This is a genomic window from Serratia sp. CC22-02, from assembly GCF_900182895.1.
Lineage (GTDB): Bacteria > Pseudomonadota > Gammaproteobacteria > Enterobacterales > Enterobacteriaceae > Serratia > Serratia nevei.
The window spans coordinates 116,934-133,038 of sequence record NZ_FXUD01000005.1; the positions used below are offsets into that span (position 1 = coordinate 116,934).

A 16,105-nucleotide genomic window follows, 5' to 3' on the forward strand; every position below is an offset into this window, starting at 1 on the left:
ATTGCCGGACAAAAATTGACGTAGAATGAACGCCGGATCCATCTGGGCCATGTCACCCGTCATTTTGGAGTTTTCTCCAATCTGCCTGCGACAACGACGCCTATTTGAGATAGGCTCTTGTCAGCTTTTATCTGGTTGACGTTGGTAGGTGCTTACCATCGGCGGCAATCAGGGAATATGTTAGATTTTATGAGCTGTGTTACGCCGTTTCGTGCGTTGACAGGGTGGTAAACTGAGCCTTTGTTCAGGGAATTCAGGCCTCATCCAATTTCCGTGCATTCGAGCAGAAACAATACAGACTATTTTTCACCGAAGTAGAACGTTTTTGCGCCTTGTCGCTGCTTCGTGTGGTTGGTAAAGTAGGCGGATTTTATTTTCCGCCCCCAGCTTGCAGGATTATCCTTTCGTTATGTTTAAGAAATTTCGTGGCATGTTTTCCAACGACTTGTCCATCGACTTGGGTACCGCCAATACCCTGATTTATGTTAAAGGGCAAGGCATCGTACTGAATGAACCTTCGGTGGTTGCCATTCGCCAGGATCGTGCCGGCTCCCCAAAGAGCGTAGCGGCCGTCGGTCATGACGCCAAACAGATGCTGGGCCGCACCCCCGGTAACATCGCGGCTATTCGCCCGATGAAAGACGGCGTGATCGCCGACTTCTTCGTGACCGAAAAAATGCTGCAGCACTTTATCAAACAGGTTCACAGCAACAGCTTCATGCGCCCAAGCCCGCGCGTGCTGGTCTGTGTGCCGGTCGGCGCAACCCAGGTTGAACGCCGCGCTATCCGCGAGTCCGCCCAAGGGGCCGGCGCGCGTGAAGTGTTCCTGATTGAAGAGCCGATGGCGGCGGCGATCGGCGCAGGTCTGCCGGTTTCCGAAGCGACCGGTTCCATGGTGGTGGATATCGGTGGCGGTACCACGGAAGTGGCGGTGATCTCGCTGAACGGCGTGGTGTACTCCTCTTCCGTGCGCATCGGCGGCGACCGCTTCGATGAAGCCATCATCAATTATGTGCGCCGTAACTACGGCTCGCTGATCGGCGAAGCGACCGCCGAGCGCATCAAGCACGAAATCGGTTCTGCCTATCCGGGCGACGAAGTGCGCGAAATCGAAGTCCGCGGCCGTAACCTGGCCGAAGGCGTACCGCGCGGCTTTACCCTGAACTCCAATGAAATCCTCGAAGCCCTGCAAGAGCCGCTGACCGGCATCGTCAGCGCGGTGATGGTTGCGCTGGAGCAGTGCCCGCCAGAATTGGCCTCCGACATTTCCGAACGTGGTATGGTCTTGACCGGCGGCGGCGCGCTGCTGCGCAACCTCGATCGTCTGCTGATGGAAGAAACCGGTATTCCGGTCGTGGTGGCGGAAGATCCGTTGACCTGCGTAGCGCGCGGTGGCGGCAAGGCGTTGGAAATGATCGACATGCACGGCGGCGATTTGTTCAGCGAAGAATAGTCAGCCCCTGGAAGGAGGAATCGTATCGGATGAATGCGCACAGCGAAAATCGGGTACGGTTCCTCTTTCTGTTGTCGAGGAACTCGCATAATTTATGAAGCCGATTTTTAGCAGGGGGCCTTCCCTGCAACTGCGACTTTTTTTGGCGGTGATCGCGGCCATTGGCCTGATCGTTGCCGACAGCCGGCTCGGCACGTTCGTGAAGATACGCAACTACATGGACACCGCAGTCAGCCCTTTCTATTTTCTGGCCAACGGGCCGCGTAAAGTTTTGGACAGCGTGTCAGAAACGCTGGCTACCCGCCAACAGCTGGAGCTGGAAAACCGAGCTCTGCGGCAGGAACTGCTGCTGAAAAACAGCGATATTCTTCTTCTTGGCCAATTCAAGCAGGAAAACGCCCGCTTGCGCGAGCTGCTGGGTTCCCCGCTGCGCCAGGACGAACACAAGATGGTGACCCAGGTCATCTCCACCGGTTCCGATCCGTACAGCGATCAGGTGGTGATCGACAAAGGGTCGGACAACGGCGTCTATGAAGGCCAGCCGGTGATCAGCGACAAAGGCGTGGTCGGTCAGGTGGTGGCGGTGGCGAAAGTCACCAGCCGCGTGCTGCTGATCTGCGATGCCTCGCACGCGCTGCCGATCCAGGTGCTGCGCAACGATATTCGGGTGATTGCCGCAGGCAGCGGCTGCGCCGACGATCTGCAGCTGGAGCACCTGCCGAACAACACCGATATCCGCGTTGGCGACGTGCTGGTGACCTCCGGCCTCGGCGGCCGCTTCCCGGAAGGCTATCCGGTGGCGGTGGTCTCCTCGGTCAAGGTCGACAACCAGCGCGCTTACACCGTGATTCAGGCGCGGCCGACCGCCGGTCTGCAGCGCTTGCGCTACCTGCTGCTGCTGTGGGGCGCCGATCGCAACGGCGACATGCCGCTGCCGCCGGACGAAGTGCACCGCGTGGCCAATGAACGCCTGATGCAGATGATGCCGCAGGTGCTGCCGCCTGCCGGTTCGGTCGGGCCTCAGCTGCCGGCTCCGGCTACCGGCGTGGCGCCGCAAACCGCCGCTCCGGCGTCTGCCCAGCCTCAAGCTCAGCCTGCCGCGGCGGGAGTGGTGCAATGAACAGCTACCGCAGCCACGGGCGCTGGATAATCTGGCTGTCGTTCCTGGTGGCGTTGGTGCTGCAAATCATGCCGTGGCCGGAGCAAATCTACATGTTCCGGCCTTCCTGGCTGGTGTTGATCCTGATCTACTGGGTAATGGCCTTGCCGCACCGGGTCAACGTCGGCACCGGCTTCGTGCTGGGGTTGATCATGGATCTGATCCTCGGCTCCACGCTGGGCGTGCGCGCGCTGGCGCTGGGTATTATCGCCTACCTGGTGGCGTTCAAATTCCAACTGTTCCGCAATATGGCGCTGTGGCAACAGGCGCTGATCGTCGTGCTGCTGTCGCTGTCGATGGACGTGGTGGTGTTCTGGGCTGAGTTTTTAGTGATCAACGTCTCTTTCCGCCCAGAGGTGTTCTGGAGTAGTGTGGTAAACGGCATTTTGTGGCCGTGGTTGTTCCTGTTGATGCGCAAAATCCGCCGTCAGTTCGCCGTACAGTAAGGGTATCTCAATGACTTCGCTTTATCTGGCCTCCGGCTCCCCACGTCGACGTGAACTGCTGACCCTGTTGGGCGTGTCGTTCGACATTCTGCTGACGCATACCGAAGAGCAGCGCCGGGAAGGCGAAGCCGCCGAAGCCTATGTGCGCCGCCTGGCGCAGGACAAGGCCAAAGCGGGTGTAGCGTTGGCGCAGGAAGATCGGCCGGTGCTGGGCGCCGACACCATCGTGGTGCTCAACGGCCGGGTGCTGGAGAAGCCGCGCGACGAAGCCCATGCGGCGGACATGCTGGCGGCTCTGTCGGGCAAACAGCATCAGGTGATGACGGCGGTGGCGATCGCCGATCGCCACGACGTGCGCTGCCAGCTGGTGGTGACCGACGTGACGTTCCGCAGCCTGTCACAACAGGATATCCGCGACTATATTGCTACGGGCGAACCGATGGATAAAGCGGGCGCCTATGGAATTCAAGGAAAGGGTGGTTGTTTCGTCAGAACGATAACCGGGAGTTATCACGCGGTGGTCGGTCTGCCGCTGGTCGAAACACATGAGCTGCTCAGTAATTTTGTCGCATTACGTGATGTAAGAACCGGTTGATGGGCGCTGCCATTATCGACCGGCTCTGAGGAGAAGGCATGACAGCTGAGCTACTGGTTAATATCACACCGTCTGAAACGCGGGTCGCCTATATCGATGGCGGCATTCTGCAAGAGATCCATATCGAACGCGAATCCAAACGCGGCATCGTCGGCAATATCTATAAAGGGCGCGTCAGCCGCGTCTTGCCGGGGATGCAGGCGGCGTTCGTCGACATCGGCCTGGACAAGGCCGCCTTCCTGCACGCCTCCGACATCATGCCGCATACCGAATGTGTCGCCGGCGACGAGCGGAAAAACTTCCACGTGCGCGACATCGCCGAGCTGGTGCGCCAGGGGCAAGACCTGATGGTGCAGGTGGTGAAAGATCCGCTCGGCACCAAGGGCGCGCGCCTGACCACTGACATCACGCTGCCATCGCGCTATCTGGTCTTCATGCCGGGCGCGGCGCACGTCGGCGTTTCACAGCGTATCGACAGCGAAGCCGAGCGCGAGCGCCTGAAATCCATCGTTGCGCCGCACTGCGACGAGCTGGGCGGTTTTATCATCCGCACCGCGGCGGAAGGCATCGGCGAGGAAGAGCTGGCGCAGGATGCCGCGTTCCTTAAACGCCTGTGGACCAAGGTAATGGAGCGCAAGAAGCGCAACCAGACCAAATACAAGCTGTACGGCGAGCTGGCGTTGGCGCAACGCATCTTGCGCGATTTCGCCGGCGCGGCGCTGGATCGCATCCGCGTCGATTCGCGGCTAACGCACGATCTGCTGGTGGAGTTTACCGGCGAGTACATCCCGGACATTACCAACAAGCTCGAACTCTATACCGGCAGCCAGCCGATTTTCGATCTGTACGATGTGGAAAACGAGATCCAGCGTGCGCTGGAACGCAAGGTGGAGCTGAAGTCTGGCGGCTATCTGATCATCGATCAGACCGAGGCGATGACCACGGTCGACATCAACACCGGCGCCTTCGTCGGCCACCGCAACCTCGACGAAACCATCTTCAATACCAACATCGAGGCGACACAGGCCATCGCGCGCCAGCTGCGGCTGCGTAACCTGGGCGGCATCATCATCATCGACTTTATCGATATGAACAACGAAGAGCATCGCCGCCGGGTGCTGCACTCGCTGGAGCAGGCGTTGAGTAAAGATCGGGTAAAAACCACGATTAACGGCTTCTCTCAGCTAGGCTTAGTTGAAATGACGCGTAAACGAACGCGTGAAAGCATTGAACATGTGCTCTGTCACGATTGTCCTACTTGCAATGGACGCGGCACCGTGAAAACGGTGGAAACCGTGTGCTACGAGATCCTGCGCGAGATTGTGCGCGTGCACCATGCTTACGATTCCGATCGCTTCCTGGTGTACGCTTCGGCGGCGGTCGGCGAAGCGCTGAAGAGCGAAGAGTCGCATGCGCTGGCCGAAGTGGAGATCTTCGTCGGCAAACAGGTGAAGGTGCAGATCGAACCGTTGTACAGCCAGGAGCAGTTCGACGTCGTCATGATGTAGCCCGTCCGACATCGTAAGGGCCCGGATGCCGGGCCCGTCAGTGCATAGATATTCCCGTTGCCAGGCAGCGGAGCAAGGAGAACTGCGTGAGGCGACTGCCTGGGATTTTGTTAGCAACAGGCGCCACCCTAATCGTGATTGTGGCGCTGCTGATCAGCGGGCTGCGCCTGATGCTGCCGAAGCTGAACGACTACCGTCCCCAACTGCTGGCGCAGGTGGAGAAGCTGTCCGGCGTGCCCGTGCAGATGGATTTCCTGCAGGGCAGTTGGGAAACGTTCGGCCCACAGCTTGAAGTGCGTAACCTGAGCGTTACGCTGCCCAAAAGCGATGTGCATATCGAACGCGTGACGCTGGCGCTGGACGTGTGGCAATCGCTGCTGCACTGGCGCTGGCAGTTCCGCGATCTGACCTTCTATCAATTCCGGCTCGATCTGAACGCCACGCTGGGCGGCGACCGGCAGGGCGAAGGCCTTGAACCGGGTAAAATCAGCGATCTGATGCTACGCCAGCTCGACCACTTCGATTTGCGCGACAGCCGCATCTCGTTCCTGACGCCCGCCGGCGCGCGCGCCGAATTCGACATTCCTCAGCTGACCTGGCTCAACGGCCGCGATCGTCACCGCGCCGAGGGGCAGATCAGCCTGTCGACGCTGAACGGCCAACACGGCGTGGTGCAGCTGCGCATGGACCTGCGCGATAATCAGGGCCTGTTGGACACTGGCACGGTCTACCTGCAGGCCGATAACATCGACATGAAACCCTGGTTTACCCGCTGGCTGCGCGCCAACACCGGGCTGGAAAGCGCCGACTTCAGCCTGGCGGCCTGGCTGCAGGTGCAGAACGGCGAGATTGCCGGCGGCCACGCGTTGCTCAAGCAGGGGGCGGCCAACTGGAATACCGGCGCCGCGCAGCACCGGCTGGACGTGGACAATCTGGCGCTGTCGCTGCGCCGCCAGGGTACCGGTTGGCAGCTCGACGTGCCGCAGCTGCGCTTGAGCACCGACGGCCAGGCTTGGCCGCAGGGCACGCTTTCCGCCCTGTGGCTGCCGGAAAACACCGAGTTCATGGGGCCGGCGCAGAATGAAGAGCTGCGGGTGCGCGCGACCAACCTTCAGCTGGAGCGCCTGTCGGCGCTGCTGCCGACCTTCTCGTTCCTCAGCCCGGACGTGCTCGATCGCTGGAACGATCTGCAGCCGCAGGGGATGATGGAGGCCTTGGCGCTGGACATCCCGTTGAACCAGCCGGAAAAGAGCCGTTTCCAGGCGCTGTGGCGCGATGTCAGCTGGCAGCGTTGGGAACTGCTGCCGGGCGTCAACCACTTCTCCGGCGCGTTGAGCGGTGGGGTGGAGAACGGCCGCCTGACGCTGGGGCTGGCAGGCAGCACCTTGCCTTACGGCGACATGTTCCGCGCCCCGCTTGAAATCAGCAGCGCGCGTGGCGCGCTGACCTGGCGTTACAACGATCAAGGCTGGGAGCTGGCGAGCCAGGGGCTGGACGTCAAGGCGAAGTCGCTGTGGGTCAACGGCGATTTTCGTTATCAGCAGCCGGCCAAGGGCGATCCGTGGCTGAACATTCTGGCGGGCATCCGCCTGTATGACGGCGCCGACGCCTGGCGCTATTTCCCTGAACCGCTGATGGGCAAGCATCTGGTGGACTACCTGAGCGGCGCCATTCAGGGCGGCCAGGTAGATAACGCCACGCTGATTTATTCCGGCGATCCGCAGCACTTCCCGTACCGTAAAAACGAAGGACAGTTTGAAGTCTTCGTGCCGCTGCGCCACGCCACCTTCCAGTTCCAACCGGGCTGGCCGGCGCTGACCGATTTGGCGATCGACCTCGACTTCGCCAACGAGGGGCTGTGGATGCATGCGCCGCAAACCCGGTTGGGCAAGGTGGCGGGCAAAAATATCAGCGCGGTGATCCCGGATTACCTGAAAGAGCGGCTGCTGATCGACGCCGAAGTCGCAGGCGCGGGCAGCGACGTGCACGACTACTTCATGCAGACGCCGTTGCACGATTCGCTGGGGGCGGCGCTGGATCAGCTGCAGATTGGCGGTGATGTCAGTGGGCGCTTACATCTCAATATCCCCTTGGACGGCGAGCTGGTCAAAGCCACCGGTGAAGTGGCGCTGAACAACAACTCGTTGCTGATTAAGCCGCTGGATAGCGAGTTGCAGAAGCTCAGCGGCAAGTTCCGCTTCGACAACGGTAACCTGCAGAGCGACCCGCTGTCGGCCACCTGGTTCGGGCAGCCGGTGGCGGTCAACTTCTCCACGCAGGAAGGCGCTCGCGACTACAAGATTGACGTCGGCCTGAAGGGTGATTGGCAGCCGGGCAAGTTCCCCGGCCTGCCGAAAGAGGTTGCCGATGCGCTCAGCGGCAGTGCGCCCTGGCAGAGCCAGGTGGCCATCACGCTCCCACATCAGGGCTCGGCCAGCTACGATATCGGCATCGACGCGGATTTGAAAAAAGTGAGCAGTCACTTACCTTCACCGCTGGACAAACCGCCGGGCGAGGCGTTGCCGGTGAACGTTAAGGTCAAAGGCGGTCTGAACGGCTTCATGTTGACCGGCAGCGCGGGCAAGCAAAACCGCTTCAACAGTGAATGGCGCTTCGACAAAAAACAGGTGAATCTGGCGCGCGCCGCCTGGCAAACCAACGGTGGCGGCACGCCGCCGCTGCCGGCCGGCAAGTCGATGACGCTGAACCTGCCGGCGCTGGACGGCGAGCAGTGGCTGGCGTTGCTGGCGCCGGCGCTGAAACAGGGGGGCGGTAGCGGTCAGGTGGGCGGTTTCAGCTTCCCCACCACCGTGGCGCTGACCACGCCGCAGCTGCTGTTGGGCGGCCAGGCCTGGCATAAGCTGACGCTGTCGGCCGAAAAACAGCTGGGTGCCACCGTGGTGAGCGCCAAGAGCGATGAAGTGGACGGCAGCCTGCGGGTGGCCGATCGCGGGCCGTGGCGCGCCGATATCAACTACCTGTATTACAACCCGCAGTTCGCCGAGACGAAAAACGCGGCGGGCACGCCGACGCCGCCGGCGGAGAAAGTTTCCTTCCGCGACTGGCCTTCGCTGATGCTGCGCTGCAAGTCGTGCTGGGTGCTGGGGCAGAACTTCGGCAGGGTCGAGGCGGATCTGAGCAATCGGGGGGATACCCTGACGCTGGATCACGGCCTGGTCGACACCGGCAAAGGGCGTATGAGCGCCACCGGCCTGTGGAAGCAAAATGCGCAGGAAGAGCGCAGCTCGCTGAAAGGCAAGCTGCTCGGCGGCAAAATAGATGAAACCGCCGCCTTCTTCGGCATCACTATTCCGCTGAAAGGCGCGCCTTACGACGTGGACTTCGATCTGTACTGGCACGGCGCGCCGTGGCAGCCGCAGGTCAATACGCTGAGCGGCGCGCTGCAGGTCAAGATGGGCAAGGGCGAGATCGACAGCATGGGCGGCGGCCGTGCCGGTCAGTTGCTGCGATTGGTCAGCTTCGACGCCTTGCTGCGCAAGCTGCAGTTCGATTTCAGCGATACCTTCGGCAAAGGCTTCTACTTTGATTCCATCCGCAGCACCGCCTGGCTGAAAGATGGCATAATGCATACTGATAATCTATTGATCGACGGCTTGGCGGCGGATATCGCCATGAGTGGCCAGATCGATCTGGCGCGCCGCCGTATTGATATGGAGGCGGTGGTGGCGCCGGCGATTTCGGCGACCGTCGGCGTGGCCACGGCGTTTGTGGTGAACCCGATCGTCGGCGCGGCGGTATTTGCCGCCTCGCAGGTGCTGGGGCCGCTGTGGAGCAAGATTTCGCTGATTCGCTACCATATCGGCGGCGATCTCGACCAGCCGAAGATCAATGAGGTACTTCGTAAGGCAAAGGAGGATAAGGCGTCATGAGGAATGCTAACGTTGCGTTGTTGCAGTTGTGCAGTGGCGATCAGGTGCGCGATAACCTGGCCCAGATTGAACAGCAGATCAAACAGCTCAATGCCGGGGTAAAACTGGTCATGACGCCGGAGAACGCGTTGCTGTTCGCCAACTCCGCGGCTTACCGCCAACAGGCGGAAAAACAGGGCGACGGTCCGCTGCAAAACGCGGTGCGCGAGCTGGCGCGCCGCTATGGCGTGTGGTTGCTGGTGGGCTCGATGCCCTTGATCAGCCGCGAAAACCCGGAGCTTATCACCACCAGCAGCCTGTTGTTCGACGAGCAGGGCGAAATCCGCGCCCGCTACGACAAGCTGCACATGTTCGATGTGGACATCAACGATGCGCACGGCCACTACCGCGAGTCGGATACCTACCAGCACGGGCAGCACCTGACGGTAGTGGATACGCCGGTCGGGCGTTTGGGTATGACCATATGCTACGATCTGCGCTTTCCCGCGCTGTTCCAGGCGCTGCGGGCGCAGGGGGCCGAACTGATTTCAGTGCCGGCGGCCTTTACCCGGGTCACCGGCGAGGCGCATTGGGAAATTCTGCTGCGCGCCCGGGCGATCGAGAACCAGTGCATGATCCTGGCGCCGGCGCAGGTGGGGCGCCACGGGCCGACCCGCCGCACCTGGGGCCACTCGCTGGCTGTCGACGGCTGGGGCAAGGTGCTGGCTGAGAACGCGGACGCCGTGGCGGCGCTGAAGGTGCGCGTGGACACCGCAAGCCTGAAAAATATTCGTGCGCAGATGCCGGTGCTGCAGCACAACCGATTCCAGACGTCGCTGACGGCGCCGTCTGACAAGTTATCCTCCAATCAAGAGTGAAACCATTATGAGCCTGACGTTTGTCAGTGAGCAGTTACTCGCTACCAACAAGCTGAGTCATCAAGACCTGTACAAGGTACTGGGTCAACTGGCAGAACGCCGTATCGATTACGCCGATCTCTATTTCCAGTCCAGCTATCACGAAGCCTGGGTGATCGAGGACGGCATCATCAAGGATGGCTCTTACAATATCGACCAGGGCGTTGGCGTGCGCGCCGTCAGCGGCGAGAAGACCGGCTTCGCCTATGCCGATCAGATCACCCTGAATGCGCTGCAGCAGAGCGCCCAGGCGGCGCGCAGCATCGTGCGTGAGCAGGGTGACGGGCGGGCGCACACCCTGGGCGAGATCGGCTATCGGGCGCTGTACCCGCTGCTCGATCCGCTGCAAAGCCTGCCGCGCGAAGAGAAAATTGCCCTGCTGCACCGCGTCGACAAGGTGGCGCGTGCCGCCGATGCACGGGTGCAGGAAGTGAACGCCAGCATCACCGGCGTTTACGAACAGGTGTTGGTGGCTGCCACCGACGGCACGCTGGCGGCGGACGTTCGCCCGCTGGTACGCCTCTCCGTCAGCGTGCTGGTGGAGCAGGATGGCAAGCGTGAGCGCGGCTCCAGCGGCGGCGGCGGCCGTTTCGGCTATGACTACTTCCTGGAAACCGTCGACGGCGACGTGCGCGCCGATGCTTACGCCAAAGAAGCGGTGCGCATGGCGCTGGTCAACCTTGGCGCGGTGGCGGCGCCGGCCGGCAATATGCCGGTGGTGCTGGGGGCCGGCTGGCCGGGTGTCCTGCTGCACGAGGCGGTGGGCCACGGCCTGGAAGGCGACTTCAATCGGCGTGGCACCTCGGTGTTCAGCGGCCATATGGGCGAGCTGGTGGCTTCCGAGCTGTGCACCGTGGTGGATGACGGCACCCTGCAAGGGCGGCGCGGTTCGCTGGCGATCGACGACGAAGGCGTGCCGGGCCAGTACAACGTGCTGATCGAAAACGGCGTGCTGAAAGGCTACATGCAGGACAAGCTCAACGCGCGGTTGATGGGCGTCGCGCCGACCGGCAACGGCCGCCGCGAGTCCTATGCGCATCTGCCGATGCCGCGCATGACCAATACCTACATGCTGGCGGGCCAATCGACGCCGGAAGAGATCATCGCCAGCGTCGAGTACGGCCTGTACGCGCCGAACTTTGGCGGCGGCCAGGTGGACATCACCTCCGGCAAGTTCGTGTTCTCCACCACCGAAGCCTACCTGATCGAGAAGGGCCGCATCACCAAACCGGTGAAAGGGGCGACGCTGATCGGCTCCGGCATCGAGGCGATGCAGCAGATCTCGATGGTCGGCAACGATCTGGCGCTCGATAAAGGCGTGGGCGTGTGCGGCAAGGAAGGCCAGAGCGTGCCGGTAGGCGTCGGCCAACCGACGCTGAAACTGGATACGCTGACCGTCGGCGGCACGGCGTAATCTTTCCTCAAGGGGCCATGCACTGGCCCCTTGTTCATTCCCCATTTTGAGTTTTTTCTCGCCCACGCAAAGAGTGCTGTGCGGCGATGATGCCGAGAAAGATGACGATGGCGTGCTTTGGTGTGTCTACCCAGCGTTGGTTGCTGTTGCTGGGCGTTCTTTCCCTGACGGGCTGCGCCCGTTCCGATGCGCTGTGGGGCGTGGTCGATAAGCTCTGCATGGCCAACTATCAGCAAAAGCGCGATCCGGCCCCGTGTGAGCAGATTTATATGCCGCAGGGGAAAGCGCAGGGTTTTAGCGTGCTGCAAAACCCGCGTTATCCCTATCACTTCATTTTGGTGCCGACGGCGCCGCTTTCCGGCATTGAAAGCCCGCAGTTGCTGGCCGGGGAGCGGACGGACTATTTTGGCTATGCATGGCTGATGCGTTACCGGCTGGCCGCCGAGTATGGCGGGCCGGTGCCGGACGACAGGCTGGGCATGGCGATCAACTCCGCTTATGGCCGCAGCCAGAACCAATTGCATATTCACCTGACCTGTCTGCGCGAAGATGTACGGCGCCAATTGCAGGCAGAGCGCCCCTATATTCAGGAACAATGGCGACCTTTGCCGGATAAGCTGTTGCGCCACACCTACTTTGCCCGCCGCGTGATGCAACCGACCGCGATGGGCATCTACCCGATTAAGGATCTTGCGGATTATTTTCATCTGTCGCCGCAGCAGCTGGCGGAATATGGCGTGGCCGTCGTCCCGACCACGTTTGCCGGCCAACGGGGGTTTATCTTGCTGGCCTCGAAGCGCGGCTGGGACGTTGGCAACCGCGCCTCGGTAGAATCGCTGCTGGATAAAGCGTGCGCGATTTTGCCGCGTGAATCTCAAGACGGCAGGTGAGAGCAACACGCTCTCACCTCACTTTTCCTACCTGAACCGCGCATCCCGCGCAAACAGGAAAGCGGCCTCCCGCTGGCGAGCGTCGGCTTCCGCCTGAGCACCCTGGTAGCGCAAGATCATGATCAGCGTGGCGTAGACGTTGGCGTCGATACGGCGCTGCAGATAGGCGTTGGCCCACTGCCGATAGCCGGTCAACAGGGCATCATCACGCGTTTGGTTATAGACCAGCAGCGCGTGAGATTGCTCGTCGAAGGTTTTGCGCTCCCGGTAGATCCAGGCGGCGGCCGGCGGCATCTGCTCGATGCTGTCGATGGTGGCCAGCATGGTGCGCTCCGATTGGGTGAGCGCCATGCGCCCTTGCCAGGCGAAGACCGCCATCACCAGTACGCCGATGGCCGCCATCGCCACCGGTAGGCTCAGGGCTTTGGCGAACGGCAGCGGGCGCGGCTCGCCGGTTTGGCCATCCAGCAGCGCCAGCAGCAGCAGAAACGCCAGCCAATGCGGCGCAGACAGATAGAAAGGGTATTCCAGCTGGGTGTGTACCAGCATTGGCAGCAGCACCAGAAACAGCCCGACGCGCACACCGGCCGGCTGCTCGCGATCCCGTTGCCAGGCGCGTTTCAACAGCAGCGCGCCGGCGACGAGGACGATAACGATACCCGCCAGCGCCGGCAGGCCGCCCTCAACCCACCAGAGCAGGATTTCATTGTGCGGGTGCCCGGCGACTTCCAACACTTCTCGCCAGGGCATTGTCTGCAGACGGAAGTGCGCGAAGCTGTATTCAAAGCCGCCGTAGCCCCAGCCTAGCAGCGGTTTGGCCAGGATCATGGCGCCGACGTCATGGAGCATGGTCAGGCGAGCGCTATTGGAAAGCTCCCGACCGATCAGACCCGCGCGGCCATCCAGACCGAAACCGGTGAGCAACACCGTGGTACCGAGCGCCACGCCCAACAGCAGCGCACCGCCGGCCCAGCGGCTCACGGCCGGGCTCTGGCGGGCAAAACGCCACAGCAGCAACGCCGCTGCCAGGGCACCGCCCAGCCAGGCGGCGCGCGACTGGATCAGCACCAGCAGGGTGGAAAAAGCGGCCAGCAACACGAGCAGCGGGAGCTGCCGCCGCGTCGGCACAGAGAGAGGGGCAAGCAGCAGCCAGAGCGCCAAAGCCAGCCCGGTGGCGATGAAGCTGCCCAGCACGTTCGGTTGCTGAAAGACGCCGTAGACCCGGCTGCCGTTAGGAGATACCCAGGCCAGAGCAGGGGCGAACAGCTGTAGCGCCGCTAGCAACGCCTGAACGCCGACGGCGAACAGCAGGCCGTACAGCAACAGGTTGCGCTGCCGGGCTGTCAGGCGCAGCTGCAGACAGGCGACATAGAACAGCCAACCGCCGAGCAAACCGGCGCAGCGCCACAGGGCATCTTCGCGCCACTCGGGGCGGGTATACAGCAGCGGCAGCGCCAGCACGGCGATGCCGAGCAGCAACAGGCGTGCCGTGGGGGTAAGCGAAAGACGGGTACGGCCAAGGCAAACGGTGAAGGTCACGATCAGCGTGGTCAGTGCCATGACGCTCCAGGCCAGAATATTTTGCGGCAGCGCCAGGCCGCCGCCGCCCATGTTGGGGTGATAGACCGGCAGGATCACCGCCATCCAGATCAGCAGCAGGGGCAACACGGCGATAGCCGGTGCGTTAACGGGGGCTTTATCGGTCATGGTTAACCCGCCATGTCTCGATATCGTTCATTGAATGCATGTTTTGAGGATTTCCTATCCTTATCCTGATGGTTAAATTCGCTGAAGCGTCAATGCCTAAAATGCTTTATAGGAATTGAAAAGACTTCATGTCGAAGTGATAAATAATTTCCCCCTGTGAGCGCGGGGACTGCTTGTATAAAAAGGGGAAGCCGTATTCAGTTGCTTGAAAAAAGGTTTTTTCTTTATTTTAAAACAGGGTTGTCATTTTCTCAAATTTATCTCGCTCCAGTCAATTTTTAATCTATTGTTTTATTTTTATATTTAAATCAATTGTTTGTGATTGTTTTGTGCGTAATAAAACGCCGTGTGAGCGGCAACGAGTGTCTGGGCAAACAGCTGACGGAGCCAATGAGATAAGCATTTTCTTGTTAAATCGTTGTTGCTAATGGCGGTGCGGTGGGCGTTATTTTATTTATCGCTGTTCATTATCTTATTTCACATTTTCTTTATCACGCCATTTTTTATTTTTGTTAAGACTATTCTTGTTCTTATGGTTTTTTTTGAATTTTATTAAAGTAAATTTTTTTAAGATTGTTCTGTGCTCTTGTAAATAACGGAGAGATGGTCTGCCTATCCCTGTTGCCATCATGCCAGACGGACCAACGCGCCTGTAAAAGCGCGTTAATCCATGTTTCACAGATCTCACTCCACTTCGCCAATCCGTTCCAGCGCATCCACCACCAGATCCCAGAATTTATCCTGATCCAGCTTGACCGCCACCTGGGTGTGGCAGTCCGGCGGCGGCGGCGCGCGGAAGTCCGCGACCGTCATGCCCAGCGTCAGGGTGCCGGTGAGTTCGATATCCACCGGCGCTTTGCGCACCGTCATCACGCTCGGATCGATCACGTAAGCCACCGCGCAAGGATCGTGTACCGGCGGGGCGCTGAAGCCCTGCGCCTGCCGGTACATGTGGCCAAAGAAGGCCAGCAGTTCGCCGACGAAGGCGGCCGGCCGGGTACCGAGGGCGGCGATGCGCTCGCAGACTGCCGGCGTGGCCAACGCCTGGTGGGTGAGATCCAGCCCGACCATGGTCAGCGGCCATTTTTCGTTAAACACGATGTGCGCCGCCTCAGGATCGATTTTGATATTGAACTCCGCCACCGCGCTCCAGTTGCCCACGTGGTAGCCGCCGCCCATCAGCACCACTTCCTTGACCCGCTCGGCAATGCGCGGCTCTTTGCGCACTGCCATGGCAATATTGGTCAGGCCGCCGGTCGGCACCAGCGTCACGCTGCCGGGCGGGTGAGCCATCACGGTATCGATGATCAGATCCACCGCGTGGCGCGAGTCCAGCTGCAGGTGGGGTTCCGGCAGCACCGGGCCATCGAGGCCGGAATCGCCGTGAATGTCGGGCGCCACTTCGATATTGCGCACCAGCGGGCGCGGGCAGCCGGCGGCGAAGGGCACGCCGGTGATATTGGCGATGCGCGCCACCGCCAGTGCGTTGCGCGTCACTTTGTCCAGCGTCTGATTGCCCACCACGGTGGTGACCGCCAGCAGGTCGATCTGCGGATTGCCCCAGGCCAGCAGCAGGGCGATGGCGTCGTCATGCCCCGGGTCACAGTCCAGTATGATTTTTTTCATGGTTATTCCTGATGCAGGGAGAGGTTCCCGCAGCATAACGCAGCGCGGCGGCGTGGGATAATACCGATGGTGCTTTTGTTAACGGCATCAAAGCCTTGCCACTTTTTCGATGTAATGAAACGTAAATCCTCATCGCCGGGCTTTACCCTGGAGTTTACTCCAGGGTTTACAGTGAGCTTTAGCGTCAATGTACAGAGGAGAGGCGGGATGAGCTTACTGAAAAGGTTATTGGGGCAAGGCGGTATTAACGGCGGTCATCAGCGCGCGGGTCACCGCGGCGGGCATCATGGCAACCGCTATAACCAGCATGGCGAGCCGGGGCCGCAGTGTCCGGAATGCCAGGCGGTGAATAAACCGGGCGCGCGTTATTGCCATCGCTGCGGCCAGCCATTTGCCGCAGTGAGCGCCACCTGCGGCCAGTGCGCCGCGCCGTTGCCGCTGGGCAGCCGCTTTTGCCCGCAGTGCGGTGGCGGTGTGCCGTGAACCGGGGCGGTTGGACAGCCGCGTTACTGCTGGGCGCC

At 61.0% G+C, this 16,105-nt stretch carries 12 protein-coding genes; 10 read left to right on the forward strand and 2 right to left on the reverse strand.

The annotated features are described in order from the left end of the window. Positions 1 to 409 precede the first annotated feature (409 nt). The 9 genes from mreB (at position 410) to QOL81_RS17545 (ending at position 12,251) form a co-directional block, all read left to right on the forward strand. Positions 410 to 1,453, forward strand: a complete 1,044-nt coding sequence (gene mreB, locus QOL81_RS17505; protein ID WP_003855260.1) for a rod shape-determining protein MreB — start codon at positions 410 to 412, stop codon at positions 1,451 to 1,453. 94 nt (positions 1,454 to 1,547) lie between these two features. Then, positions 1,548 to 2,573 (forward strand): rod shape-determining protein MreC, encoded by a 1,026-nt coding sequence (mreC, locus tag QOL81_RS17510; protein ID WP_060440962.1) that lies wholly within the window; start codon positions 1,548 to 1,550, stop codon positions 2,571 to 2,573. Next, positions 2,570 to 3,058 (forward strand): rod shape-determining protein MreD, encoded by a 489-nt coding sequence (mreD, locus tag QOL81_RS17515; protein WP_004936918.1) that lies wholly within the window; start codon positions 2,570 to 2,572, stop codon positions 3,056 to 3,058. Before mreC ends, mreD begins: the two co-directional genes overlap by 4 nt. A gap of 10 nt (positions 3,059 to 3,068) precedes the next feature. After that, a complete protein-coding gene (locus QOL81_RS17520; RefSeq protein WP_004936921.1) occupies positions 3,069 to 3,653 on the forward strand; it encodes a Maf family protein in 585 nt (194 codons plus the stop codon). 38 nt (positions 3,654 to 3,691) lie between these two features. Next, positions 3,692 to 5,161: a ribonuclease G gene (gene rng, locus QOL81_RS17525; RefSeq protein ID WP_025304418.1), complete on the forward strand. Its 1,470-nt coding sequence runs from the start codon at positions 3,692 to 3,694 to the stop codon at positions 5,159 to 5,161. An 86-nt stretch (positions 5,162 to 5,247) separates the two neighbouring features. Further along, positions 5,248 to 9,051 carry an AsmA2 domain-containing protein YhdP gene (gene yhdP / locus QOL81_RS17530; protein ID WP_169318792.1) on the forward strand — a complete coding sequence of 1,268 codons (3,804 nt, stop codon included), beginning with the start codon at positions 5,248 to 5,250 and terminating at the stop codon, positions 9,049 to 9,051. Further along, a complete protein-coding gene (nit1, locus tag QOL81_RS17535) occupies positions 9,048 to 9,908 on the forward strand; it encodes a deaminated glutathione amidase (RefSeq protein ID WP_060424620.1) in 861 nt (286 codons plus the stop codon). The genes yhdP and nit1 overlap by 4 nt, the downstream gene beginning before the upstream one ends. Before the next feature lie 7 nt (positions 9,909 to 9,915). Continuing rightward, complete coding sequence (tldD, locus tag QOL81_RS17540) at positions 9,916 to 11,361, forward strand: metalloprotease TldD (RefSeq protein WP_049273727.1); 1,446 nt, start codon at positions 9,916 to 9,918, stop codon at positions 11,359 to 11,361. A 107-nt stretch (positions 11,362 to 11,468) separates the two neighbouring features. After that, entirely contained in the window at positions 11,469 to 12,251 is a 783-nt protein-coding gene (locus QOL81_RS17545; RefSeq protein ID WP_197757817.1) for a CDP-diacylglycerol pyrophosphatase, read from the forward strand. Between the two features lie 27 nt (positions 12,252 to 12,278). On the opposite strand, the gene QOL81_RS17550 is transcribed toward QOL81_RS17545, so the two are convergent. Continuing rightward, positions 12,279 to 13,958 carry a PglL family O-oligosaccharyltransferase gene (locus QOL81_RS17550; RefSeq protein WP_197757816.1) on the reverse strand — a complete coding sequence of 560 codons (1,680 nt, stop codon included), beginning with the start codon at positions 13,956 to 13,958 and terminating at the stop codon, positions 12,279 to 12,281. Between the two features lie 684 nt (positions 13,959 to 14,642). After that, positions 14,643 to 15,584, reverse strand: coding sequence for a uridine-preferring nucleoside hydrolase UriH (uriH, locus tag QOL81_RS17555; RefSeq protein ID WP_060424624.1), 942 nt, complete (start codon positions 15,582 to 15,584; stop codon positions 14,643 to 14,645). 207 nt (positions 15,585 to 15,791) lie between these two features. Here uriH and QOL81_RS17560 point away from each other — a divergent pair, with 207 nt between their 5' ends. Next, a complete protein-coding gene (locus tag QOL81_RS17560; RefSeq protein ID WP_084827488.1) occupies positions 15,792 to 16,067 on the forward strand; it encodes a zinc ribbon domain-containing protein in 276 nt (91 codons plus the stop codon). Positions 16,068 to 16,105 lie beyond the last annotated feature (38 nt).

Bases quoted from the DNA above. Each gene is read 5' to 3' on its own strand.
- mreB (WP_003855260.1), top strand. From the start codon at position 410: ATGTTTAAGAAATTTCGTGGCATGTTTTCCAACGACTTGTCCATCGAC.
- mreC (WP_060440962.1), top strand. From the start codon at position 1,548: ATGAAGCCGATTTTTAGCAGGGGGCCTTCCCTGCAACTGCGACTTTTT.
- mreD (WP_004936918.1), top strand. From the start codon at position 2,570: ATGAACAGCTACCGCAGCCACGGGCGCTGGATAATCTGGCTGTCGTTC.
- QOL81_RS17520 (WP_004936921.1), top strand. From the start codon at position 3,069: ATGACTTCGCTTTATCTGGCCTCCGGCTCCCCACGTCGACGTGAACTG.
- rng (WP_025304418.1), top strand. From the start codon at position 3,692: ATGACAGCTGAGCTACTGGTTAATATCACACCGTCTGAAACGCGGGTC.
- nit1 (WP_060424620.1), top strand. From the start codon at position 9,048: ATGAGGAATGCTAACGTTGCGTTGTTGCAGTTGTGCAGTGGCGATCAG.
- tldD (WP_049273727.1), top strand. From the start codon at position 9,916: ATGAGCCTGACGTTTGTCAGTGAGCAGTTACTCGCTACCAACAAGCTG.
- QOL81_RS17545 (WP_197757817.1), top strand. From the start codon at position 11,469: ATGGCGTGCTTTGGTGTGTCTACCCAGCGTTGGTTGCTGTTGCTGGGC.
- QOL81_RS17550 (WP_197757816.1), bottom strand. From the start codon at position 13,958: ATGACCGATAAAGCCCCCGTTAACGCACCGGCTATCGCCGTGTTGCCC.
- uriH (WP_060424624.1), bottom strand. From the start codon at position 15,584: ATGAAAAAAATCATACTGGACTGTGACCCGGGGCATGACGACGCCATC.
- QOL81_RS17560 (WP_084827488.1), top strand. From the start codon at position 15,792: ATGAGCTTACTGAAAAGGTTATTGGGGCAAGGCGGTATTAACGGCGGT.